Origin of the sequence: Legionella sheltonii (genome assembly GCF_026191355.1) — a bacterium.
GTDB classification, from domain to species: Bacteria; Pseudomonadota; Gammaproteobacteria; order Legionellales; family Legionellaceae; genus Legionella; species Legionella sheltonii.
In genome coordinates this window covers 195,480-220,552 of record NZ_JAPHOQ010000003.1, presented here as the reverse complement: position 1 = coordinate 220,552, position 25,073 = coordinate 195,480, and the positions used below count along the sequence as shown (strand labels likewise).

The window sequence follows — 25,073 nt, the reverse complement described above, 5'->3', positions numbered from 1 at the left end:
ATCCGGTTAGGTGAAATGTTGCCTAATTTTGATTTATTCAACAATGCCATATTGGATCATCCCGCCAATTATTTATAAATCCCATTTCAATTCCTGGAAACTGCTCATTTCTTTCAAATAGCTCAAAGAGCTTTATTTTCCAATTAGATTCAGGTGCAATTGTTTCTAATAATTGATCTATGATAAAAGCGATTAATTGAAAACGATAGTTACCATCAATATGGGTTTTAATAGGCGCATTCTTAGGTATTAGCGGAGGAATAACAAGCCATCTATTCCATAATCTTGAATGATGAGCACAGAGGTTCCTTGTATAGGTTAAACTTTTTATCCAAGATTCAATTACAGTTGTATGCTGACCTAAAAAAGAAGCAATCTCATTACGCACATCTTTCGACTGGATATTATTAAACATCTTAGAACAGACACCAAAGGAGAGTGCCTCAACCATCATCCAAATTGGTGGAAAATATGGTTTATCATAATTCTTATGATAATGTTGAATAAATAGTTCCTGCTTATTGGTACTAATCGTTTTAATTGTTTTTAGATAATCATCAAAAAAATCTCTTTCTCTATTTGCACCAGCTTTAGCCTTAAAATAATTTCGTTCTACATACCAAAAAGGATTAAATCGGATACTTGTCACATTGGTTAATGCCGCTCGAAATGCCACCTCTATTTTTTCAATTGCATCAGCAACAAGTAACCTTAGCTCTCTGTCAAATTGATAAAGCTGCCAAACTTGTTCAAATGTAGCGTTTTCTTTAAATTGGCGAGGGTTCTTTGCATTGTGGGATTGCTTAAAAGGCAAAAGATAGGATGATAAGCGATAATAACTTACTGTTTCCAATGCACGAATAGCTAGTTTTTGATCCTCAATCTGCAAACCCTGAGAAATTAAAAACTCCAGCTGTTGACTAACAGTAAGTGCAGGTTTCGTATAACTCTTTTCAGCCATAAAAAAATAACCCGTCGTGGTGCGCATCGTTGAGAGGCGTGACGGGCATGGTTAATCATATTATAGCGCAACCACTCTCAAATTCAAATACGCGTTTTGTATTTTTATTAACTCAGGTAATAAGAGATTATACCATTCAGAGTCAGTCTAATCAAAATACTAATAATCAACAATAGGACTCTAATGTGGCTGTATGTCGCACAGGGAAATATTGATTGGGACTGCCTAGCGCTGCCTGACACAACAGTGACGAAATCGTGCCGTAACAGTGACCGTTTGTAGTGTATTTGTGGCAGTTCTAGGCAGTAATTCGATGATTTGATGCATCGTAAGTTGTTGATTTATAATGTTTTCTATTATTGAGTATCAGGCTTCGAACCAAGGTGTCGGGGGTTCGAGTCCCTCCGAGCGCGCCATCATGATATAGTGTATTAGCCAATTAGATGTTATAATTATTGAGTGGTGTATTTTAATTATACGCCCTATTATCTTCTTATTGCCTATCTAGGGAAATTCATTTTTATCCTGCAATTTCTTTTCATTACCTCATAGTCATTAGGAGCAATTAGCTATTTATATAGGATATCTATGAGCTACCAAACGTGTCATTATTGTTTAGAAATTAAAAGTGATTTTTCCTTAAGAGGTAAATCTCGAGCCAAAAATGGACAATTCCTTTGCTATCACCTTTGTCCATCATGTACCCAAAAATTCATTGGCATTAATAGTTTCTCTGACAAAGAAGGTCGTCAATTTTTTATAAACGCAGTAAAAGAAAACGCTCAAAAATCTCCCATATATGTTGATGAATGATTCCTTTACGGTTAAAGACTTAATACGTAAATAATTGACTCATGTAAGGACGCATCATCTACGAATAAAAAACGTAGCGCAACAAAAATGAAAATAACTGCATACTAATAAGAACTGGTTCAAAATTCCTTTTCAATTAGATGCGTTTTGTTATAAGTAATTTGACCATTGTAATTACCAAATTCTCTCTCCTGCTGGCTTAGCATCCAAATAAAAAGAGAGTCTAAATTATTCCCAGAGCATTCTTTAATTTGAATGTCATCAAAATAGATTCTCGATGTGTAAGTAAACATTTTTTCTCGATATTAAAGCGTGTAGGCGCACCATGTGTACGAGCGAAGAAAGGTATAATATGATTAAGCGAAGAAAAAAAGAAAATAAAATGTTGATACAATCCTTTAAAATATTATTGCATAAATAGGATATTGAGCGCCTTAAACAATTGGCATGCTACAAATCGATTGACTTTTACCCTTAAAGAGTAGTAATCTAAACTCAGCTAGAAAATGTCTATTTTATACTCTCCAAATCGTCGTTTTATTCATTTAATCCCTCGTTCTGTAGTTTTTAATTCTTGACCGGTTTCCGGCTAAATTCGCCTATCCAGGCATTACAATAAATATAAGGATTACTTATGTCTAAAACAGTAAACGGGGTTGTTAAATGGTTTAACGAATCAAAAGGGTTTGGTTTTATTGAGCAAGATTCTGGGCCGGATGTATTTGCCCACTTTAAAGAAATTTTAAGTTCTGGCTTCAAAACCCTCACAGAAGGTCAGCGAGTGCAATTCATTGTGACGCAAGGAGCAAAAGGTCTTCAAGCACAAAATATAATAGCTCTTTAATTTAAGTAGTTAGTATTATTTAACCACTATATCTCTTTGTAGTTGTAGTGGTTACTTGGAGGAAACAACAGTGAGGCAAAATAAAATTTTTGTAGGCAACTTACCCTTTGGAGTGACTGAAGAGACATTACAAGCAGAATTTTCAAAATATGGTAAGGTAGACGAACTTCTTTTAATCAAAGACCGCTTTACTGGCCACATTAAAGGTTTTGGCTTTATAACCTTTAGCTCCCAACAAGAAGCTCAATCCTCTTTAGGTATGAATGGGAAAATCCTGGAAGGACGTCCATTAAAAGTAACTATGGCCCAAGAGAAACACACCTCACGCGGACGTCATCGATAATTTAAACTAGTTTTTATATAATATTTTACCTTGTAGACAGATTATCCTATACATTTTTACCTTTATATATCAAACCATTTTATCCATAAAGAGTGAGCTGCAGCATTTCTTGAACGAAAAAAAGAGAATTATTAAAATGTGACAAAAACACGACATCAGGTGAGACCACACCTTATACGTATCAATGGCAAATTAAGCACCAATACGGGAAAACGCTTCATGACTCAAACAAAAGATGCCGCTCAGCACCTATCATTCACTCAACTTCCTCTTCGCCAAGAATTAATAAAGAGCCTTGCTTCTTCAAATTATGAAAATATGACCCCTATTCAAATGCACAGCCTACCCATAATTCTTCGAAATGAAGATATTATTGCTCAAGCAAAAACAGGGAGTGGAAAAACCGCTGCTTTCGCTTTGTCTTTATTAAATAATTTAAAAGTTTCTTTTTTTGCAATTCAAGCATTAGTTCTTTGCCCCACCCGTGAACTGGCCGAGCAAGTAAGTCAAGTTATCCGCCGATTAGCCTGTTTGATACCCAATGTCAAAATTATTAATTTATCAGGTGGTATACCAATGAAACCTCAGATTGATTCATTACGGCATGGAGCGCATATCATTGTAGGAACACCTGGGAGAGTTCTTAAGCATTTAAAAAACTCCTCTTTAGACTTATCTCAGGTAAAAACCTTGGTTTTAGATGAGGCAGACAGAATGCTGGATATGGGTTTTTTTGATGACATTAAAAACATTATTTCGATTTGTCCCAAACAAAGACAAACTCTTCTTTTTTCTGCGACCTATCCCGAAGAAATCAAACAGCTTTCAAAGCAGTTTATGAAAGACCCCAAAGAAGTTTATGTAGAAACTCCTCCTGAAGAAACTGATATCGAACAATATTTTTATGAGGTCTCGAAACAAGCTCAGAAATATCCCTTATTAAAATCATTACTGTTGCACTATCGTCCTCTATCAACGTTAATTTTCTGTAATACCAGACAACAAACAATGGAAGTAACAGACCAGCTTATCCACGAAGGCTTCAGTGCCATCGCTTTAAATGGAGATATGGAGCAAGTCGATCGTGATCTCGCTGTTTTGCGTTTTGCCAACCAAAGCTGCTCTATTCTTGTCGCCACGGATGTTGCGGCACGAGGACTTGATATCAAGGAGCTTTCTGCGGTGATTAATTTTGATCTCGCTTTTGATAATGACATCCATATTCATCGTATTGGTCGCACTGGACGAGCAGGAAGTAAAGGCATTGCCTTAAATATTACAACCCCAGCAGATGCACAACGAATTTGCATCATTGAAGACAATCTACAGCAGCCCATTCATTGGGGGAACATTGATGAGCTAAAAAACCACCCCACTACACCGTTAATACCAGAAATGGTTACACTTTGTCTTGGTTCCGGTAAAAAAGATAAAATTCGCCCCGGTGATATCCTTGGAGCATTAACCAAAGATGCAGGATTAGCAGGCAACACAATTGGTAAAATTAACATCACCCCCATGTACTCCTATGTTGCAATTCACCACAACCAAGCAGATAAGGCGTACCAATATTTGCAAAGTGGGAAATTAAAAGGACGCAAAATTAATGTGCATAAAATAAATTGATTTGTCTAAACCCTACAAAAAATTTACCGCAACAATTGGAAAAAAAGAAGCCGTTGTTATTTGAAAGGCTTAATAATACAAAACCTATGGATTTATAGGAGCTGTTGAAACGATAATATATAGAGATAAGACATTATTTTACATCAGGACATTACTCAAATGACAATACAAGCGGGTCTTCATGAACGACGAGCTCTTAAAATATCAATAGCTGCTACCTTTCTCTTAGCGGTGGTAGGTATTTTATTTGGGCTATTGTCGGGCTCATTGGCTATCGTATTTGACGGTATGTTTAATATGGTTGATACCGTTATGTCAATCCTGGCCTTTTTTGTTGCTCGTCTTCTAACCAGTAAAGGAAATCGAAAGTTTCAATATGGCTACTGGCATATTGAACCCATGGTTCTTGTTTTGAATGGTAGTATTCTAATACTTCTTTGTACTTATGCGATGATAAATGCGATAGGTAGTCTAATATCCGGTGGACATGAGCTGAATTTTGATTGGGCATTTGTGTTCGCACTTTTGGTATTTTTTTTATCAACTGGCATGTATTTTTATTTAATTAAAAAGAACCGCAAAATTAAATCTGAATTTTTGCGATTAGACATTCAAAGTTGGTTAATGTCTGCGTTGATTTCCTCGTCTCTCTTATTGGCTTTTGGCATCGCTGCTTTATTGGAGGGTGGAGCCTATGCATACTTTACTCCCTACATTGATCCCCTTATTTTAGCGATTCTTACTGCTTGTTTGATTTTTGTTCCTATGACCGCAGTGCGCGATGCCATGCGAGATATATTTCGCATGGCCCCCTTGGAGCTTGATGAAAAAATAAGAGAGTTTTTAGATGAGCTGACCAAATTGCGTAATTTCCAAACCTATACAAGCTACGTTGCAAAAATAGGGCGTGCACAATTTATTGAAATACATATCGTAGTACCCAAGAATTTTCCAATTTCAAGCATTGAAACCTTGGATGAAATTCGTAATGAAATTGCGTTGGCTATTGGTGAAGACACACCACATCGTTGGCTAACTATCGCCTTTACTGCAAATGAAAATTGGATTTAGCGGTGAAGTGCGAGGTAAATCATGCCAACGAAAATTATTAATCTCGGCTCATTTCAATGCTTTTTTGCTACGCATGATTAGTACAGCGAGTTACTGGATTACCTTCATAGGTAAAAGCGCAAAACTGGATGCCTCTCAGGTTGTGTTTTAAAATAATGATACCCAGTTTATTCAATAGCGCTAGTCTTGCTAATCTTCAGGGGTAAATGGGGCTTTTTGACATCGTTATCTTCACCTAAGATCCCAAAAAGCCTTCAAATAAAATGATTGCTTGAGTCATACAGAGTAATTTATTCACTCCATCGCTTTTGATTCTCTTTTCTAACTTAGCGTGTAAGTTTTTTTTCTGAGGTACCATAGCACTTGTCATTTTCAATGGCTTTGCAAAAATCTAAAAGCCCATTTCCATCGTTCTTACCTCTTAAAGTGTAAATTATCCGTTTGATTCAGATTGAATAGGATCTATAACCCAAACATTCATGCGTGCTTAACTTATTTGATCATTTCGCTCGATGCTTCAACGCGTTTCGTACACCAGCGCCATATTCTTTATCGACTTGATCAAATAATTTAATTTGCCGCTCAATAATGAAATCAGGAACGCTCTGCATGCTTTCGGCTATGTTTGCATAGAGTCTTTGCTTTTGTTCTTGATTAAACAAATGGAATAACTTTTTTGGCTGGCTATAATCATCAGTATCCTGGTGTCGATCATATCGATCTACATCTCCGTTGATAGGCAAAGGAGGCTCGTTGTACTTAGGATCTTCCTTTGGCCCAGCAAAACTGTTCGGCTCGTAATAAGCTTCGGAGTACTCTGTATTGTTATCGTAAAAGCGTAATGAACCATCCTTGTGATAATGGTGTACAGGACATTTGGGAGCATTAACCGGTAATGATTCGTAATGGGTCCCTATTCGATAACGGTGTGCATCTGCATATGAAAAAATACGCGCCTGCAACATTTTATCTGGAGAAAACCCAATTCCAGGAACAATATTGGAGGGCGAAAATGCAAGTTGTTCGATTTCAGCAAAATAATTATCAGGATTTCGATTCAGCTCTAAAACTCCCACGTCCATTAAAGGAAAATCACGCTGTGACCAAACTTTGGTAAGATCAAAGGGATTGTATTCTAAGCTATTCGCCTGCTCTTCAGTCATAATTTGCACACAAAATCGCCATCTTGGATAATCACCTTGGGTGATGGCTTGGAATAAATCTTCCTGAGTCGACTCCCTTGTACGACCTATCACTTCAGCGGCTTGTTCATTTGTCCAATGTCTATGCCCTTGCATTGTTTTACAATGAAATTTAACCCAAAATCGCTCATTCTTCTTATTGATAAAACTAAAAGTATGAGAACCAAAACCATCCATAAAGCGAACAGATTGAGGTAACCCTCTATCTGAAAATAAAATGGTAATTTGGTGAAGACTTTCAGGCGATAACGACCAGAAATCCCACATTGCTGTAGGTGAACGAAGATTCGTTTTGGGGTGTCTTTTTTGTGTATGAATAAAATCTGGAAATTTATAAGGATCACGAATAAAGAATACTGGAGTATTATTACCTACGAGATCCCAATTACCTTGCTTTGTATAGAACTTTACTGAAAATCCACGTACATCTCGCTCAGCATCTGCAGCCCCCATTTCACCAGCCACTGTTGAAAAGCGTGTAATTAATTCTGTTTTCTTTCCTATTTCAGAAAATAAATCAGCTTTTGTGTAGGCAGTAATATCATGAGTCACTGTTAAAACGCCATGTGCTCCCCAACCTTTAGCATGAACCACACGCTCGGGTATTCGCTCTCGATTTTGGTGCGCCAATTTTTCAATTAATTGGTAATCTTGAAGTAATAGAGGCCCTCTGGCTCCAGCAGTTAAAGCATTTTGATTATCACCAATCGGGTTACCACCGGTAGTGGTCAAAGTGAGCTTGGTCATGTATAAGTCCTTATCTGATTATCGCGGTCGTCCGCAGATATTAATTATTTTAATTGTAAATCCACTCTAACTAATCGTTCACTATTGTGAATGCACTTTTATTTTTTAATCTATTTCAATAATCTTATTGAGCATGATTGCATGCAGAGAAATAGTTTTCCCCATAAGAGTTACAATATTCCATAAGCACGGCATTCTGCAATTGATTTCGCTTTGCTGCACAAATAATTATAGGGGCATATTTACCTACCGATAACTCCATGAGAAAAATACCCTTGCCAAAGTTTCTTCATTCACATAAATTACCAAACAACCTGATGAAAAAGGAATTTTTTTTGAAAAAAAGGATTGCAGTAATTGGCTCAGGAATTTCTGGTTTAACGAGTTCCTATCTTTTAAGCAAAAACCATGATGTTTCCTTATTTGAAGCCAACGATTATCTTGGTGGTCATACACATACTCTATCTGTCGAAACTCTAATCTAGGTCTGGTAATCTGGAACAAAATTCAGGAAAAATAAGAGCTATTCCGAATTGGTTTATTAACTCCTGCTCTCACAGAATGGCTTATCCACAAGTCCATAGGCCAGTAGAGCCTTCATCGTCTCGGATAGGCCTGTGGACCCTGTGGGTAAGCCATGACACACCGAACTATGTTTTAGAAACCGTACTAGGGTGTCCGAAATACACTTGAGCTGGTGTTAAATATCCAAAAGACTGATGGAGTCTTCGGTTGTTATAATATTCAAAATACTCAGCTAATTCCAGCTCTATCTCTTCGATTGTTTCGAAATCATACCGATAGAGTTTTTCTTGCTTAACACTGCGCCATAAACGTTCTATGAAAATATTATCGAGGTATCGGCCGCGCCCATCCATACTGATAGAGATTTTGTGGGCCTTCAAGGTATTGATCCAATCATTAGACGTGAACTGAGCACCCTGATCGGTATTAAAAATATCACACCGCCCCTGTAATAACGCGTTTTTTAGCGCCTCTACACAAAATTCTGCTTCTAATGTTGGGGACACCGCCCATTGAAGCACATACCGACTATACCAGTCCATGATGGCAACCAAGTAAACATGGCCTCCCTTCATACGCACGTAGGTAATATCAGCAGCCCAGACCTGATTAGGCTTAGTGATATCGATGTCACGTAATAGATAGGGGTACACGGTGTGCTCTTTATTGGGAACGCTTGTATTTGGCTTTGGGTAGACGGTTTCTAATCCCATAGCCTCCATGAGTCTCTTGATGCGTCGTTTACCAACAGGATAGCCAACTTCAAGGGACAACCATTGTGCGCGCTTCACTTTACCTTCACATGGATACTGGAGATAATGCTCGTCTAACAGCGCCATGAGCCGCTCGTCCTCTGCTGATATAGGAGACGCTTTGTAATAATAACTGGAAATACTCAATCCGAGTAGCATGCATTGTTCTCGGATTGATATTTCAGCGTTGCTATCAATCAGCTTACGCTTTTCATCCAAGCTCAGTGGCAGTCTTTTTTTTTAACCATGATAATTGGGCTTGAAGTCGACCAATTTCCTCATACAAAGCACCAACAAGCTCGGCTTGCTCTTTTTTATCCTTATCATGAGAATTGGAAAAAGCATCTGAAATAGCCTGCAATGCTGTTTGCTTCCATGCTTTAATTTGGGTAGGATGCACACCGTATTCGCTGGTCAGTTGAGCCTGAGTCAATTTTCCTTCAATTGCCGCAACTGCTATCTTTGATTTTTTTGATGCCGTGTAATAGTTTCTTTTTTTGCTCATTCTATTCTCCTCTGTTACTTAGAAGAATAGCTCTTAAAAATTACCTTTTTTCGTCCAAAAAACCGCGCCTATATCACTCAAGAAACTGTATACTCGATTGATACAGGATTTATCGTTTTTAACAAAAAAACATACCCCAACTTTTGTAAATTACTTGAAGAGTTAAATGTAGCAACTCAAACCAGTGAAATGAGTTTTAGTTATCGCGCCGATCATAGGGGACTTGAGTACAGCGGTCATAATTTAAATACTCTTTTTTCAGATCGTCGAAACCTATTTAAATTAGACTTTTATCACCTAGGGCGTGTCCTCAATTTAAAGCCATTAATTGAACAGATTTATCGATTTGTAAATTCTTTTTGTTCATCATTCCACCAACCATTTATTTTGTCTTAATTTAAATCAAAAAAACAATTAAAATCCTGTAGACTTTTACTCCTGATGTGCGACTATTTTGCAAAAAATTAGGGGCACATATGCCAAGACAAATACTCACTGATGAGATATGGATACAACTTGAAAAGACAATGCGATTTCACGGCTGCCATAAATGGAATAATGATCGTAGTGTTATGGAGGCCATTTTATGGAAACTACGCACAGGAGCGCCATGGCGCGATATTCCGAAAGAATTATGTCCATGGAAAACAGCTTATAATCGCTTCAATCGGTGGGCTGCAAAAGGATTATGGGCAGATTTTTTTTTGATGTACGAGGCGAAATTGATACGGAATGGGTATTCACCGATGGAAGTTACGTCCGCGCTCACCAGCATGCGAGTGGATCTCGGCTTGGAGAAGAGCGAGCCATTGGTAAGTCTAGAGGTGGAGCTACTACAAAGATTCATATTGCAGCCGATGCGCATGGAAATCCGATCGATTTTGAAATCACTGGGGGTCAAGTCCACGACTCCCAAGTTGCATGTAAAATAATAGAAAAAGTGGGCTCAGCAGATCATTTCATAGGCGATAAAGGTTATGACTCGGAGGATATTCGAGAAGAGGCCAGAAGTGCGGGAATGAACCCTGTTATTCCTCGGAAAACAAACAGTAAAAAACCTAACCCAGAGTTTGATTCATCTTTGTATAAATTACGCCATTTGGTGGAGAATCTTTTTGCTCGATTGAAACACTTTCGAAGTATTGCTACGCGCTTTGAAAAATTGGCACGAAACTTCAAATCGATGCTTTTTTTAGCATGTTCGATAATTTGGCTTAAATTGAAATGAGAAATTGGTGTAATGATGAACAAAAAGAATTTACAAATCGACAAATCTGTTCAATTAATAGCTTTAAATTGAGGACACGCCCTAATCAAAGACATCATTTTATTTAATGCTGATGCAAAAAAATTCTTGCTTCGAACCAATGATCTGGAAATAACCATCAATGACTTCATTATGGAAAACAAATACTCGGAGCAATTTAAAGAATGTTATCTAATTCCAATGATGGCTGCTATTTGGTCTAAAAATAAAGAAGATACCCTAAATTGTTCCGCTTTCTTTATCTTACAATTTTATAACAATCACGGACTTCTTGATTTGTTTAACCGACCTATGTGGTATGTAATTAAACACGGCTCAAAAAACTACATTACACCGATGCTTGAGCGGCTAAAAGATCAAGTGTACTTAAACTCCAAAGTAGAGCGAATAATACGAGAAGCGAATAAGATTAAGCTAATTGTGAACTCAGAAGAGCACGTCTTTGATGCAGTCGTATGTGCTACTCATAGTGATCAGGCGTTAACCATGCTCGAGGAACCTACTCCTGAAGAAATCAATATTTTATCGGCAATAAAATATACTGAAAATGAAGTAGTTCTTCATAAAGACAAAAATGTAATGCCAAAAAATAAAAGGGCTTGGGCAAGTTGGAATTACCTCGATAACCAAAGCGCAGCGCCTACACTTACTTATTACATGAATCGATTGCAATCCATTCATTCCAACCATGATTTTTTTGTATCAGTTAATCTTTCGAATGAAATTGCGGAAAATCAAATAATCCAATCATTCAACTATGCGCATCCCTGTTTGACTGTGTCTGCTTTAAAAGCTCAAAAGCAAATTAATTTAATTAATGGGATGAAGAATACATACTATGTTGGAAGTTATTGGGGCTATGGCTTTCATGAGGATGGTGTCAATAGTGCGATCAATACCTGTAAGCTGCTAGGAGCCTAGATGATGGGCCATCTCATTTTTACAGGACATGTACGACATCGCCGCTTTGTTCCAAAAAAGCATCAGTTTTCATATAAGTTATTTATGTTCTACTTTGATTTAGCGCAGATAAATAATACCTTCAAAGACATCAAACAGGTTTCCATAGAGAAGTTTAATTGGTTTTCATTTAAACGCAAAAATTATCTTAATAAATCGACTATCCCACTTGATGAATACGCTCGTCAATTGGTGATGAATCGGTATGGAACTTACCCAAAAGGAAAAATCTATTTATTATCCCAACTGAGTTGTTTAGGATATTGCTTTAACCCTATCAGTATTTATTTTATTTTTGATGAGACAAATCAAAATTTGGATTATTTAATTTTGGAGGTTACCAATACCCCTTGGGGAGAACGGCATAATTATGTATTGAAGTATTCAGCCAAACCTAAAAATGAAATTTATTCGTATCAATTTCAAAAAGAACTGCATGTCTCCCCCTTTATGTCCATGAATTATTCCTATCATCTCAATTTGAAACTAAATAAAGAAAAAATTGTGGTTCATATGGAAAATCATATTGAAGGAAAGAAAGATTTTGATGCAACATTAATTTTAAAGGCCCAAGATAATTGCTCCATTAAAAAAGTATTTTGGCATTATCCTTTAATCACTTACAAAGTTTCAGCAGCGATTTATTGGCAAGCATTAAAATTATGGATTAAGGGTGTTCCATTTCATGCACACCCAAGTTCCAAAAAAAGGACATCGAATGGACCAAAATAATCATTTATCTACTCAGCGGACAAGACTTTCCCAAAAAATCTTTTTCAAGTTATTAAATGGCATCACCCACGGATCCATCAAAGTCCATGACGTGAATGGTAGCTATGCATTTGGTAATGAAAAAGAGAAAAATGATTCAATTGCCAACATCACCATAAACCACCCCAAAGCCTATAAATCAATTCTCATGGAAGGCTCTGTTGGTGCTGGATCAAGTTACATTGATGGTGATTGGGATACAGATGACCTACAAAAATTAATTGCGATCATTATTAAAAATGACGCCATCTTCAATCAGATTGAGAGTCCCATCGCCCGTTTTTTTAGTTTCATGAGAACAATAAACTATAAATTAAAAATTAACTCGATTCGTCGCGCTAAGGAGAATATTCTGGCTCATTACGACTTAGGAAATGATTTTTTTAAATTAATTCTCGACCCATCGATGATGTACTCATGCGCTCTTTATAAGCCATCGAATATAAGTTTGGAGGAAGCATCTCAGAATAAAATTCGAGCCATTTGTAACGCATTGCAACTAAAACCCAGTGACCATATTTTGGAAATAGGTAGCGGATGGGGCGGATTTGCATGTTTTGCCGCTAAAGAATATGGATGTAAGGTCACGACGACGACAATTTCAGAAAAGCAATACCTCTATGTCAATGAAAAAATAAATCAATTGGGCTTAAATCATCAGATTAAATTATTAAAAGAAGACTACAGAAAACTTTCCGGACAATATGATAAAGTCGTTTCAATCGAGATGATTGAGGCCGTTGGGCATAAATATTTTGATACATTTTTTCAGCAATGCCATCAGCTGCTAAAACCTGGAGGTTTATTTTTCTTACAGGCCATTGTTATTAACGATCAAGCCTATGAAGCTGCAAAAAATGAGGTTGATTTTATTAAGAAATACATTTTCCCCGGGGGTTGCCTGCCCTCTGTGCATTCCATAAGTAAATCAATTGCCAACAAAACAACACTGCAATTGCTTTCATTTGAAGACATAGGCCACCATTATGTCTCTACCTTGAATGACTGGCATAAAAACCTGTTAACCAATAAAAAGGAGATTTTAGCACAAGGATTTACTGAATCTTTTATTCGTACTTGGGAGTTCTATTTTTGTTATTGTGCTGCTGGTTTTCAGACCAATTACATCAGCGATATTCATGCCTTGTGGCGAAAAAGACGATGAATACATTACATTACCTCATTCACACGACTGCTTATTATGTTGCTTGGTTCGCTTGCATCACGCTCGCTGCTCGAGGATATGCATGGATAAGCGCTCTTATTGTGGTTGTTTGTGTTATGTTGCAGTTGTACTGGCAACATCAAACGGGAAGAACGCTAGAAGGGCTATGGCTTTTATTAGCAATAGTCATCTCTATAAGTACTCTAATTGATAGTGCCCTGGTTTATAAAGGACTAGTCATTTATTCAGCAAACCCTTTTTCCCCCTATTTTACTTCTCCTTGGATGATAACCATATGGATAAGTTTTACGGTTGTTTTATATGCCACATTAAGTAACCTATTTGATCACCTATTCTTGCTCGGCTTTTTGTCATGCGTAGGTTTTGCAGCGGCATTTCGCATTGGTGCCAGCTTAGGGGCTGCTTTTTTTCCTTATGGCAGCAATACGACTTGCCTTTTCATCGGGGCGGTTTGGGCAATTGTATTGCCATTTTGCGTCTACTGTTATCATAAGATAAAGGATGATAATTAATGTATTCTCTCGGCATTGTAGTGATTTATCTTTTTTTACAAATGAGTTTTATTTGGGGTTTGTATCGTATTCTAAAGAATCCTTCTGTTGTTGATGTCTCATGGTCATTAGGATTAATGGTTTCAGGTTTAATCTATTTAGGCTTAACCCCATTAAGTTTTCGTACTGTGATTATTGGCTTTCTTCTCATTTTATGGGCTTTACGCCTTGCATTTTATCTATGGTACACACGAATAAGAAAAGGACATTTAGATAAGCGCTATATAGAACTCAGTGCCAATTGGAAAATTAGCCCCTCTGTTGGTTTTTTTCTTAACTTTCAACTCCAGGGACTGCTCATCCTAATCATTTCAAGTGTGTTTTTACTGATTAGCCAAGCAGGACTGACTCACATTACCATGATAGATATCCTTGCATTTTGCATGGTTACAGTGGGGATAATGGGAGAGACTATAGCCGATTTACAATTGCAACGTTTTAAAATACGGCATAAAGGGGAAGTGTGTAACCAAGGTTTATGGAATTATTCACGTCATCCTAATTATTTTTTTGATTGGTTAAGCTGGATGGGATTCGCTTTATTTGCGGTACAGTCCAACAATGGATACCTAAGCTTACTTTCCCCTTTGATGCTTTATGTTATTTTTACACATATGACTGGCCCCATGACCGAAAGAGGCTCCATAAAATCACGGGGACAAAAATATCTTGAGTACCAAAAGCAAACTTCAATGTTTTTTCCTTGGTTTAAGAAAAAAAGCGGTTCTGAATGAAGACAGCAAATAAACTACTCAGTCCACATAAGACCATGCCCCAAATAAAATCGATTAATGTGATTTTCAAAGGCCAGTTCGCAAGGATTGAGTAGTTGGTGAAATCATAGATCCCATAGGTTACAAATCCTAGGATTACTCCACCAGCGAGTGCCAGCATGTAATTGCCTTGTGCGCCGGGCAAGACGAAATAAACGATCCCTAATGCGATGCACACATAAACGACTGCCGCTGCCCACCAAATAGGAGCCATTCCTGTACCCGACTTTCGTAACAAGATACCGATGTTTTGGGCATAAACCGATTTCGCAATGATACCCAACCAAATCATATCCAACACAAAGATACATACCATTGTTAAGAAAAAGAGTCCTGTAAGTTTCATTGTCATTCCCCTATGGATAACTACTTTTTAGCTAAATTCTGCTCTAATAGAGATTTGGGCAGCGGTTTAACATCCCAGACGATACCCATGAGTTCTAAAAGTTTGATTAGGTAATAAGTGATATCAATCTCCCACCATCGAAAGCCCTGACGCGCTGATGCAGGGTAATGATGGTGGTTATTATGCCAACCTTCACCAAGCGTAATGAGAGCAAAAAACAGGTTGTTTTTGCTGTTATCCGACGTTTCATAACGTCTTGTACCATATACATGACACAGGGAATTAATGATTACGGTTGTATTAAATACTGCGACCAAGGAAACGCTAAAACCCCAAACCAACATTTCACCGATACCCGTGTTCCATTGTGGTTTATACATCTGGAGTATCCAACCTGTGATGAAAAGAGCAAGAAACAATAATACAGGCATTAAAATGTCATAGCGTTCAAGAAAAACGAGTTCTGGATATTGCTCCAAATCTCTAACTCGCTCTGGATTGTAGTGGTAATGTTTTTTGGTAAGAAACCAACCTACATGACTCCACCAAAACCCGTGGTGTACTGGGGAGTGTGCATCCTCAGGGGTATCAGACACCATGTGGTGCTGCCTGTGATGCGCTGCCCACCAAAGAGGACCGCGTTGGGCTGACGTTCCTGCAAGAGCTGCAAAAATGAATTGCCAAAAGCGATTGGTTTTGAACGCTTTATGTGAGAAATATCGATGATAAAAAGCACCAATGGTAAACAAACGAAAAAAATACAGAGTCACTGCGACACTCAAGGCAATCCAACTAAAATGCACATAAAAAATCAGTAAACAGCTCAGGTTAACCATAATAAAAGGTATCGCACGAACCCAATCGATTGTATTGCTTAATGGTTCATCAGGATTGTAATTATTTTGGTTCACAAGCCAACTCTGTATCAAAGCTCCTAAAGACTTCATCAAATTAATCCCTAATTTTTTTTAATCGAAAACATACATCGAGACTCAATGACTAATTATTTTTGGCGTGCTTAGTCTTTGCATAAAGAGGTATGTAATCAAAAGTCTGTGGCCCACGTTCGGATCCACATTCATCATAAGTATTATCAGCACACAGAAAAAATTCTTCAGCCCCATATTCTGCAGCGCGCGACATTGCCTCGTCAATAGAGTTGAAATGCCATAGTTCTTTTCCCTTATGAATAAATTCATCAGAATTTTTAGCAATAATTTCTACAATATATTCATGGAGTTCAATCGGTGAGTAAATCAGAGCAATTGCTTTAGAACCACTATTAGCCTGATTAATAAAATCTTCGCGTGTATGATGTACCATGATTCTATTCCTCATAAAAGGGTATTAGCTAAATTATAGCTGCAATTTTGCTGATGTATTGACAACCAACCTAATGGTAATGTCCTTCTGTTTTACCTCTAAAAAGAAAGTAGGCATATAAAGTATATGCAAGCAATATGGGTAACATGATAGCCACACCGACCAATATAAATACAAGAGTCGAAGATGGGGCTGCAGCCTCCCAAATGGTGATCTGACGTGGAATCAAATAAGGATAAACACTAATCGCTATACCGATATAAGAGCACAAAAAAATGACAATGCTGTAAATAAAAGGCTTGCGTTCGTCAGAAGCATTTAAAGATAAGTTTCTCCAAGCCAGAAAAATGGCACATGCGGTAATTAAAGGAAGTGGGCTTAACAATAAAAAATTGGGAAATTGATACCAGCGATTGAAGATTTCAGTGCTATGCAACGGGGTCCAGATGCTAACAAACACTAAAAAGAAACTCACAGCGATCAGCAACCCTCGGGCATAGTGGACCATTTTACTCTGAAGTTTACCCCTGCTTTTGATAATCATCCATGTCGCTCCAAGAAGCCCGTAACCACATATTAGAGCAACACCAGTAAATAAGCTAAAAGGAGTCAACCAGCTGGACTGAATAATTGCCATAGTCTGAGGATTTATTGTAAAACCTTGAACAAAACATCCTAAGATGACTCCTTGAAAAAAGGCAGCGGCAATCGAACCAATCGTGAATAACCAATTCCATATAGGTTTGGATTTATCCGCTTTAAATCGAAATTCAAAGCTAACTCCACGAAAAATCAAAGCGATTAACATGAACATGATAGGGATATAAAGAACGGGCAAAAGAGCCCCATAAACCAGAGGAAATCCGCCATAAAGTATGGCGCCACCAAAAACAAGCCAGGTTTCATTCCCATCCCATACTGGGGCAATTGAATTCATCATCTTATCCCTTTCGCCTTCACTACTGGTAAAAGGAAATAAAATTCCGATCCCTAAGTCAAAACCATCTAAGATGACATACATCACAACAATAAAGGCAAGTAATACAGCAAATATAAGTGGGAGCATTATTTTTTCTCCACATTTAAATCAGTCATGTATTGAAATGCATGATGTTCAACTTGTTCTTCAATGACTTCAGGACCTAAACGAATCATTTTCAGTAGATAGTACAAATAAAACCCAAAGACAACGCCATAAGCAAGAACAAGCAGAATAAAAGAGATAATGACATCTTCGACACTGATTGCAGAGACAGCATCATGAGTTTTTAATAACCCATATACTACCCAAGGCTGTCTTCCAATTTCAGCTGTGAGCCATCCGGAAATACTGGCTATAAAACCGAGCGGTGTCAGTACAAAACACCAATAGTGAAACCATTTTGCCACATAAACTTTGTTTTTATAACGAAGAAACACCCCAACAACAGCTGTTGCGAACATCAGAAGTCCGATGCCGACCATGATTCTAAATGAGAAAAATACTGGCGCAACTCTGGGTTGTTGATTGGGTGGCACAGAGTCTAAACCAACCATCTCTCCATCCCAATGATGAGTATTGATAAAACTTGCAAGTTTAGGAATTTCAATAGCATAGTTATTTTGTTGTTCTGCCTGAGAAGGCCAAGCAAACAATACTAAAGGAGCCCCTTTTTGAGTATGCCAAAGCCCCTCCATCGCCGCTGTTTTAAGCGGTTGATATTCTTTAACCTTGAGGCCCACAACATCACCAACACCAATTTGGACAGGAACAAGAATCAAAGCGGCCCAAAGTGCAAAAGACATCGTTTTCTTTGCTGCTTCCACTGATTTTTTTCGAAGCAAATAATAAGAAGCTACACCCATGATCACAAAGGAAGTTGTCACATAAGAGGCCAGAATCATATGGATGAAGCGAGATATAAAAGATGGGTTCATCACCACGGCCCACCAGCTAGCAACTACATACTTCCCACCAATTACCTCATACCCGCTAGGCGTTTGCATCCACGAATTTGCAGACATAATCCAAAATGCAGATATGGTTGTGCCAATAGCAACGAGAAAGGTTGCAATAAAATGCAGTAGCGGTGGTACTCTTTTCCATCCAAAGAGCATGACGCCTAAAAAACCTGCTTCAAGAAAAAAGGCGGTTAGAGTTTCATAGGCGAATAATGCACCCAAGACATTGCCGAACTGGGTAATAAACGGGCCAAAATTTGTTCCGATTTGATAAGCCAGGACAATGCCCGAAACAACGCCCATTCCAAAAGTAAGTGCAAAAATCTTGGTCCAAAATTTGCAAATTTCAAGGTAAACTGTTTTTTTAGTTTTAAGCCAAAAGAATTCCATAATGACCAAAAATAAGGCCAACCCCAAATTCAATGTTGGAAATAAAATATGAAATCCGATGCTAAAACCAAATTGGGCACGTGAGAGAATTTCCACAAGCATTTTGAACACTCCACTCATTACTGTAAGAGTTTTGTAATGCAGCCGCTTAAATTAAATCAAGAAGAGTAACTAACTGATGACACATTGAATCTGCATCTAACCATGCAGCCTAAATGCATTACTGCTCTAATAGTATATTATTGTTCAAGTATAATAAATTATCAAATGCATACTCTTTATTCTTAATTAAAATAATCATAAATAAGCTTGGTTTGACAAAAAGCGTTCTTTTCAATGAACAAAAAATATTGAACTTTTAAGTTTCATCCTGCATAGTGATTTTAATTCACTTTTTTGTGAATTTTACTTCAAAAAATCCAATTTAACACTTTGCTTCAGAAAATTAAAAACTAAATTTCGCATGTTCATTTCAGACTACATTTCCATTCATCTAATGAATTTGAGCTAAATAAATTTATGCTAAAATGAAACTGTAAAGCACAGCCAGGATAAATAATGATCGGAAAAAAAGAAATTCTTTTAAAATTATCAGATTATCAAAAATCGGTATTGAACCTGAAACAAAAATGTGACCAGCTCAACCTTCATTTTGAAATGAATACCGAGCGCTTCTTTGAAACACCCATCCCCTTTGATGTATTTTTCGCTAATAAAATAAATGAAACTTTAGAGTTGTATACGAAACTCAATGACCTGAAACTCGATCACAATAACCTAATACGAGAAGCACGCAACAGGCCTGCCAGAATAAAGACAGGGAATGTTAAAATACAAATTTCCCAACAATTGGAATTAATCAATACCACTCAAGGACAATTGGAAGCTAAGGTACAACAGCTAGTTGATATTTATACGCAAAACAGACATTTTATCTTTGGTCAGATAACTGCTCTGAATCACATTCAAAATATTATTAATTCTCTGGATAAAACGCTGGTATTTTTTAAGAATCATTCGGATAAAAAAGATTTAATAGAAAAATTAACTGCTGTAGTAAGCGATAGCAAGTTGGCTCAAACCTTTTGTAGGGAAAATAATTTTCAGTTTCAGGTAATTGATAAATTATCCCAAGAACTCTCAAAATTGCGCCTTGAAAATGAGTCATTGAAACTTCAGGTAGATCAATTTCTTGGGAAAAAGGAACAATCTGATAAAGAGAACCGAAAAGAGATTAATTTCTTTTCCAAAGCACCCTAGTTGTTTTAAACTCTTACTGGCTTTATGACTTAATTATTAAAGCAAATTACTTTCATTAACCACGCCTACAGCTTTGCTTAATCCAGAAAATATTTCATTAAATTTAGTGACACCATGCAGAGTAATTAAGGTAATTGCTGGAAAAGCTAATGAAAACACCCTCATTTCATCTTTATATCCAAAACAGATAAATAAAGGTATTAGAGGTAAAAAAGCAGCCCAGAAGTAATTACGATATCTTTGTGACGACTCATTCCAGGCGTGTTTAAAAAAAATAAATAAAGGTACAGCAATTAATGGATTTTGCAGACTTGGAGTATGCACTCCTTTGGCGATTACATTATAAAACTTAAAGAAATTGGCTGGTTTCGTCCAGAAGGCAATATTTTCACGAAAGTGATATTCAACAAAATTTCCAAGATTAGCCTCGTAACCACTCATGATATAAAAGCGACTGGCAAAACAAATAAGCAACTGCAATGCCAAATCGATGATCCGTGTTTTTAAAGTAACCTGTTCTGGATGAAGAAAAAAAAGGGCAAGTGGTACCAAAAAAAATGTTTCTTTATTAAAGGAAAACACCGCAATACATACCGTATACATAATTCTCTGTTGCTTCAGTACGAAATAACAGGCACAAAATATACCGAGCAATTCTATAAAATCATAATAATAACCATAAGATTGAAAGGTCAAGGGATATAACAAGCTGAAGCTAATCATACAAACCAAAGCTTCACCAAAATTCAAATGATGCATACGTCCTAAGAGATAAACAATAAAAAGAATTCCTGTGGTCGCTAAAACAATTATCAAATACATGAGATTGTATGTTATCGCAATCACTGGGGTCCAGGAGCCCATAGACAGTATTGAAAAATAATGTGATCGGAGTGAATCTTTTCTATTAATTGATTGAAATAACTGTTTTTGAGTATCCAAACTCAATTGCTCAGTAAACCATTTTATCCCTTTCGGTAAAATAGAGCGATAGACAAACGGTTTATGAGCATCTCCATTCATCATCAGTATAAGACTATTTCTGGTGTCATTTTCTTTAAATCCAACTTGTAATAAAAAACTATTGGTAATGTTTCCGCTACATATTAGTATCAATAGAACTAGAATTGAAAATCTACAAAATCTTAGATAAAAGTAGTCATTGAGCAAAATATTTCTTCTCCATAAGTGAGTGATAAGGGGTAATAAGGCTTATCACAAAACAAAAGCACCCTCTTTAAAAAATGGTGATACCCAATGGAAAAATCATCAAGCATCCCGACCATTTCGGAACCATACTTTAAATGAAAATTCCTGACCTGAAAATCAAAAGTATCAGACTCGATAAGATTTAACCTGCCAACCCTAGGAATAAAAGTAATATTGTGGGATAATTATTGACCAATTTAAGTAATATTCGTCTGATTGTATGAAAATAAAAGCATTTGTTTTAATGATCTCTATTTTTTTCCCTGTCGTTTTATTCGCTGGTACTTCGACTTGTCCTTTATCAAACGGAATCAATGTACATACCAAAACGCGAACTTTAGCTATTTGTAAACACGGCACTGTAATTAAGACCTTTAAAGTCGCTCTCGGATATAAAGGCGTCGGTAAAAAGAAAGCGGGTGATAATAAAACTCCAATTGGATTATATGGGTTAGCTCATCCAAGAAAATCTAATCAATTTAGAGTCTTCATTCCAATTCTCTATCCGACTCCAAAGCAATCAGCTGCAGGATATACAGGTAGGGATGTAGGAATCCATGGGCCCACTCAGTCTTCTGGATGGTTTAATTGGTTAAACAACTTACCCTACTCAACGCGTGGATGCATTGCTGTTGGCAAAAATACCCATATTGAGTATGTGGCTAATTGGGTAAAAGCCAATCCTGGGGCTAAGGTTTTAATTATCTAAGTCGAAATGAAATTTTATATCGTACGGTTCGTCTTAGTTATTTTTGATGCAAAGGCCAGTCATAATGACAGAGGAAGTAAACATATAGAGCGTCTTAAAATATAAGGTTACTGAGGGAGCAACTTACGCCAATAGCCTCGCGATAAACTTTTTCATTGAAAAAAAGAAGCAGGTTAATTTATAGTTGGCCAAACATATTTTTTTGGTTCCCGACTCTATGCTTACCGTTAAACAATTAAAAGAACTACTCTGTGTTTATCAAAATCAAAAGACAATTTTTTCTCCTGACCTGGATGCGAAAACACTGAAGATTATGCAGCAAGAGTCTGCATTTACCTTTTCCTTTTTTACTCAATTAATCCAGGGTCGGGATGATAATTCTTCTCTTGATAAAGACGCCATAATCTTCAGAAACTATTTTAAAATGCGTTGGGAACTGCTGAAAAAATCGAATCTAGCCTATACCCGTCATCCATTTTTACCTGCTAACCAGTTCTGTCTCAAAATAGCAGAAGCAATTGCGGGTCCTAAAGAAGCAATATGCAAGATTTTAATGCCTGGTCTTGTTGGTTTGAATCGAGAAAGTGCAGATCTCAAATTTGAAACAGAGCAAGATGGACATTTTGAACTTGAGAATTACATTACTAATCAGGCTCAAACCAAACTGATACCGATAGCAGAAATCTTTCAAACAGCTAAAGTGGATAGCAATCTCGTGATTGCTGATTTCCAACCCTCAGCAAACCAAGTGGTCTATAAATTGGGCGGTAGAGATATGCTCAATCTAGAACAGGTTGCTGGCAAGGCCAGTGAAACATTTATTCAAGTATTAAAGAAACAGCACAATCAAAAATATGACAATAATTCAATCGGTTTTGCGCTACATCAATTAGCTTTGGAGCTTGAAAAAGCCTCGGTTGCTGATTCAGGCAGTGAGGAATGGGCAGATAACGAGGTTGTCGCCGGATCAATTAAAACTTTTTATGAACTTTGGCGCAAGCTCCCCCAAGAGCTGAGTTTACCCGAAAATACAGCTTTAGCTCACAAACCGCCAATTAGACAACTCAACCTTAAAAGTTATGGCCGTGCAGAGCTGACTCTCGAGAGTTATTTATTGGCTTTATTTGTTCGCCATAAAGATTGTGTTCTCACAGATGAAGAGTTTAAGCGACAGCAGCAAGAAGACATTTTTCCTTGCGCTCATCAAATATCCAATTGCCTCTTTGAATTCCTTAATCAATATCCAGATCTCTATAAAGTTCCCAGAGATGCGAAGACAAATCAAGCAAAAGAGGACTTACCGTCCCTGACTTTATTGTTAGATGAGGTATTAGAAGCCTTAACACATCGTCCCCAAATGTTGGATGGTGATGATGAGGGATTGCTTGATCAATTGATTCAATTAATCGGAAAAAGTTCAGAATATCATGATATAGAAGCAACCACTTTTATAGAACCGTTTATTCAGAGTTTTCAGGATTTCATCACTCTGGCAGATCATCCCCAACTTTTTAAGGAAGTGGCAGCCTGTGTTCAGCCTCGTTTTGCGGAGCTCAACTCTGTCGCGAAAATCCATGGGCTTATCCATCTGTTCTCAAAAGAACAGCAACAACTTATTGTTGATGCTCAATTTAAAGCTCTGATCCAAGAATACAATACTAAGGAGAAATATCAAAAATTAATCGCCAAACTTGTAGAGCCAGCAAAAAGTAGTTTGAGAAAAAAATATGCACAACAGCTGGCACCTTCAATTACCTCCTGTCAGGATTTTTTGCAGTTAGGAAAAAGAGTAAGCCCTGAGTTACTTGAAGAAGTGTTTGCATCTCTAGAAGATAAATATCCAGTACTGCTCAACAGCTATGATAATACATGCCAGATTCTTCAAGCACTTTTTTACTACAGCAATCAACAAAAGAAAGTTCTAGCGTTTGTTAAACCTAATTTATATCAGTGGTTAAATTCCGATAATTACAATTCATTCCATCAATTTTTACTAAGCTATGACGCAGCAGTACTAGATCGTATGATGGTCGATGAGATAAGCAGTCACATTACCTCCTTTAAAGAATGGACTGCATACTATGTTGCCTGGAACAACCATGATGCGATTCAATCTGCTCTATTAGAACAGTTTTTTTTGCAGTTTAAGGATGAAATTAAAGAGGGCGATGCGCTAATTTCTTTATTACAAAAAACGGGAAACAATTCTAAATTTAAAGTGGTCGAGAAGTTTCTCTATCTTATTAACTCAAAAGATCTATTGGAACAATGCTTGGCTTTGATGCCCAGTAACTCACAGGAACGCCTTTTATCAAAAGTTCCTTTTGATTCTTTTGTTTCTACAATTTCGGAACTGCAAGAAATTGCTGATTTGTTCGAATCTGACAAACTGCGTCAAATTATTTTTGCCCAATTCAATCCAGAAAAATTAGAGTGCACAAAAGAAGAGTTTGCATTATTAACTCAATACAAATTCGAACTCAAAATGTTAGAAGAGCTCTCTGAACGCTTTGATCCCCAAGCAGCAGTGACTGATTTAAAACATTACATCGAGAGTAAATCCGGTTATAGTCATTCATTTTTTAGGCCAAACTCGAATCATAGAGTGGAAATGGCGATGCACTTAATCAATCGATTACAAAATGATAGTTTAAGTAAGTTAGAAAAATTGAATGCATTAAGAGAGGCTCAGCAAAAAATTGCAAATGAATATAATCCGTTTTCACAGTGGAGTTCGGCTTCAAACAGTCAATTATACTCCATTATTAGTGATAGCTTGAATAAAGAGGTCGAAAGCCAGGAGAATTCCTCGAATACTGATCAATCCTTTAGTAGTTTGAGTTTATGAGTGCAGTCATTTAAAAATCAGTGACTGCGGAAAGAGCCAAAAACTAATCAGATCGATTACTAAGGAGCCAAGAGGATTTTGATGTTTAAATTAAGCTAAAATTTATATATGCAGTGTTAGATTCTGGACTATGTATGGTATTAACGGTAA

The 25,073-nt window shown here is 37.0% G+C and carries 24 protein-coding genes; 14 read left to right on the top strand and 10 right to left on the bottom strand.

Going from position 1 to position 25,073, the window contains the following annotated elements:
- Nucleotides 1-37: 37 nt before the first annotated feature.
- Nucleotides 38-961 carry an Abi family protein gene (locus OQJ26_RS04760; RefSeq protein ID WP_165482904.1) on the bottom strand — a complete coding sequence of 308 codons (924 nt, stop codon included), beginning with the start codon at nucleotides 959-961 and terminating at the stop codon, nucleotides 38-40.
- Between the two features lie 1,447 nt (nucleotides 962-2,408).
- Here OQJ26_RS04760 and OQJ26_RS04755 point away from each other — a divergent pair.
- The 4 genes from OQJ26_RS04755 to OQJ26_RS04740 all read left to right on the top strand — a co-directional run bounded on the left by OQJ26_RS04755 (nucleotide 2,409) and on the right by OQJ26_RS04740 (nucleotide 5,658).
- Nucleotides 2,409-2,618: a cold-shock protein gene (locus OQJ26_RS04755; protein ID WP_058498931.1), complete on the top strand. Its 210-nt coding sequence runs from the start codon at nucleotides 2,409-2,411 to the stop codon at nucleotides 2,616-2,618.
- Between the two features lie 70 nt (nucleotides 2,619-2,688).
- A complete protein-coding gene (locus OQJ26_RS04750; RefSeq protein ID WP_265702820.1) occupies nucleotides 2,689-2,961 on the top strand; it encodes an RNA recognition motif domain-containing protein in 273 nt (90 codons plus the stop codon).
- Nucleotides 2,962-3,180: 219 nt separating this feature from the next.
- On the top strand, nucleotides 3,181-4,587 hold the full coding sequence (dbpA, locus tag OQJ26_RS04745) for an ATP-dependent RNA helicase DbpA (RefSeq protein ID WP_265702819.1): 1,407 nt from the start codon (nucleotides 3,181-3,183) through the stop codon (nucleotides 4,585-4,587).
- Between the two features lie 159 nt (nucleotides 4,588-4,746).
- Nucleotides 4,747-5,658 (top strand): cation diffusion facilitator family transporter, encoded by a 912-nt coding sequence (locus tag OQJ26_RS04740; protein ID WP_265702818.1) that lies wholly within the window; start codon nucleotides 4,747-4,749, stop codon nucleotides 5,656-5,658.
- Nucleotides 5,659-6,158: 500 nt separating this feature from the next.
- Here the strand turns inward: OQJ26_RS04740 and OQJ26_RS04735 are convergent, their stop codons facing one another.
- On the bottom strand, nucleotides 6,159-7,607 hold the full coding sequence (locus OQJ26_RS04735) for a catalase (RefSeq protein WP_265702817.1): 1,449 nt from the start codon (nucleotides 7,605-7,607) through the stop codon (nucleotides 6,159-6,161).
- Nucleotides 7,608-7,942: 335 nt separating this feature from the next.
- Here OQJ26_RS04735 and OQJ26_RS04730 point away from each other — a divergent pair, with 335 nt between their 5' ends.
- Nucleotides 7,943-8,092 carry an NAD(P)-binding protein gene (locus tag OQJ26_RS04730; protein ID WP_265702816.1) on the top strand — a complete coding sequence of 50 codons (150 nt, stop codon included), beginning with the start codon at nucleotides 7,943-7,945 and terminating at the stop codon, nucleotides 8,090-8,092.
- 165 nt (nucleotides 8,093-8,257) lie between these two features.
- On the opposite strand, the gene OQJ26_RS04725 is transcribed toward OQJ26_RS04730, so the two are convergent.
- The gene (locus OQJ26_RS04725) at nucleotides 8,258-9,103 is read right to left on the bottom strand and encodes an IS3 family transposase (protein ID WP_082650874.1); all 846 of its coding nucleotides are present in this window, start codon (nucleotides 9,101-9,103) and stop codon (nucleotides 8,258-8,260) included.
- Nucleotides 9,096-9,389, bottom strand: a complete 294-nt coding sequence (locus tag OQJ26_RS04720) for a hypothetical protein (RefSeq protein WP_065235619.1) — start codon at nucleotides 9,387-9,389, stop codon at nucleotides 9,096-9,098. Before OQJ26_RS04720 ends, OQJ26_RS04725 begins: the two co-directional genes overlap by 8 nt.
- 476 nt (nucleotides 9,390-9,865) lie before the next feature.
- Between OQJ26_RS04720 and OQJ26_RS04715 the strand changes: the two genes are divergently transcribed.
- From OQJ26_RS04715 to OQJ26_RS04690, 6 genes are all read left to right on the top strand, one after another.
- A protein-coding gene (locus OQJ26_RS04715) for an IS5 family transposase (RefSeq protein WP_416209942.1) occupies nucleotides 9,866-10,617 on the top strand; the annotation gives its coding sequence in 2 pieces (ribosomal slippage) (nucleotides 9,866-10,067 and nucleotides 10,067-10,617; 753 coding nt in all).
- 171 nt (nucleotides 10,618-10,788) lie between these two features.
- The gene (locus OQJ26_RS04710; protein ID WP_265702814.1) at nucleotides 10,789-11,577 is read left to right on the top strand and encodes an NAD(P)/FAD-dependent oxidoreductase; all 789 of its coding nucleotides are present in this window, start codon (nucleotides 10,789-10,791) and stop codon (nucleotides 11,575-11,577) included.
- Nucleotides 11,578-12,348, top strand: a complete 771-nt coding sequence (locus tag OQJ26_RS04705; RefSeq protein WP_265702813.1) for a DUF1365 domain-containing protein — start codon at nucleotides 11,578-11,580, stop codon at nucleotides 12,346-12,348.
- Nucleotides 12,335-13,552, top strand: a complete 1,218-nt coding sequence (locus OQJ26_RS04700; protein WP_265702812.1) for an SAM-dependent methyltransferase — start codon at nucleotides 12,335-12,337, stop codon at nucleotides 13,550-13,552. The genes OQJ26_RS04705 and OQJ26_RS04700 overlap by 14 nt, the downstream gene beginning before the upstream one ends.
- Nucleotides 13,549-14,085 carry a DUF2878 domain-containing protein gene (locus OQJ26_RS04695; RefSeq protein ID WP_265702811.1) on the top strand — a complete coding sequence of 179 codons (537 nt, stop codon included), beginning with the start codon at nucleotides 13,549-13,551 and terminating at the stop codon, nucleotides 14,083-14,085. Before OQJ26_RS04700 ends, OQJ26_RS04695 begins: the two co-directional genes overlap by 4 nt.
- A complete protein-coding gene (locus OQJ26_RS04690; protein ID WP_265702810.1) occupies nucleotides 14,085-14,858 on the top strand; it encodes a DUF1295 domain-containing protein in 774 nt (257 codons plus the stop codon). Before OQJ26_RS04695 ends, OQJ26_RS04690 begins: the two co-directional genes overlap by 1 nt.
- Here OQJ26_RS04690 and OQJ26_RS04685 read toward each other — a convergent pair.
- The 5 genes from OQJ26_RS04685 to OQJ26_RS04665 all read right to left on the bottom strand — a co-directional run bounded on the left by OQJ26_RS04685 (nucleotide 14,833) and on the right by OQJ26_RS04665 (nucleotide 18,999).
- Nucleotides 14,833-15,243 carry a DUF2177 family protein gene (locus OQJ26_RS04685; RefSeq protein WP_265702809.1) on the bottom strand — a complete coding sequence of 137 codons (411 nt, stop codon included), beginning with the start codon at nucleotides 15,241-15,243 and terminating at the stop codon, nucleotides 14,833-14,835. The two genes, OQJ26_RS04690 and OQJ26_RS04685, sit on opposite strands and share 26 nt — an antisense overlap.
- 20 nt (nucleotides 15,244-15,263) lie before the next feature.
- Nucleotides 15,264-16,190, bottom strand: coding sequence for an acyl-CoA desaturase (locus OQJ26_RS04680; RefSeq protein ID WP_265702808.1), 927 nt, complete (start codon nucleotides 16,188-16,190; stop codon nucleotides 15,264-15,266).
- 52 nt (nucleotides 16,191-16,242) lie between these two features.
- On the bottom strand, nucleotides 16,243-16,566 hold the full coding sequence (locus OQJ26_RS04675; RefSeq protein WP_265702807.1) for a hypothetical protein: 324 nt from the start codon (nucleotides 16,564-16,566) through the stop codon (nucleotides 16,243-16,245).
- A gap of 70 nt (nucleotides 16,567-16,636) precedes the next feature.
- The gene (cydB, locus tag OQJ26_RS04670; RefSeq protein WP_265702806.1) at nucleotides 16,637-17,632 is read right to left on the bottom strand and encodes a cytochrome d ubiquinol oxidase subunit II; all 996 of its coding nucleotides are present in this window, start codon (nucleotides 17,630-17,632) and stop codon (nucleotides 16,637-16,639) included.
- Entirely contained in the window at nucleotides 17,632-18,999 is a 1,368-nt protein-coding gene (locus OQJ26_RS04665) for a cytochrome ubiquinol oxidase subunit I (protein ID WP_265702805.1), read from the bottom strand. The genes cydB and OQJ26_RS04665 overlap by 1 nt, the downstream gene beginning before the upstream one ends.
- A 456-nt stretch (nucleotides 19,000-19,455) precedes the next feature.
- Here OQJ26_RS04665 and OQJ26_RS04660 point away from each other — a divergent pair, with 456 nt between their 5' ends.
- On the top strand, nucleotides 19,456-20,157 hold the full coding sequence (locus OQJ26_RS04660) for a hypothetical protein (protein ID WP_265702804.1): 702 nt from the start codon (nucleotides 19,456-19,458) through the stop codon (nucleotides 20,155-20,157).
- Between the two features lie 36 nt (nucleotides 20,158-20,193).
- On the opposite strand, the gene OQJ26_RS04655 is transcribed toward OQJ26_RS04660, so the two are convergent.
- Nucleotides 20,194-21,183 (bottom strand): hypothetical protein, encoded by a 990-nt coding sequence (locus OQJ26_RS04655; RefSeq protein ID WP_265702803.1) that lies wholly within the window; start codon nucleotides 21,181-21,183, stop codon nucleotides 20,194-20,196.
- Nucleotides 21,184-21,586: 403 nt separating this feature from the next.
- Between OQJ26_RS04655 and OQJ26_RS04650 the strand changes: the two genes are divergently transcribed.
- A complete protein-coding gene (locus OQJ26_RS04650) occupies nucleotides 21,587-22,075 on the top strand; it encodes a L,D-transpeptidase family protein (protein ID WP_265702802.1) in 489 nt (162 codons plus the stop codon).
- A 184-nt stretch (nucleotides 22,076-22,259) separates the two neighbouring features.
- On the top strand, nucleotides 22,260-24,923 hold the full coding sequence (locus OQJ26_RS04645) for a hypothetical protein (protein ID WP_265702801.1): 2,664 nt from the start codon (nucleotides 22,260-22,262) through the stop codon (nucleotides 24,921-24,923).
- The last annotated feature ends 150 nt before the right edge of the window (nucleotides 24,924-25,073 follow it).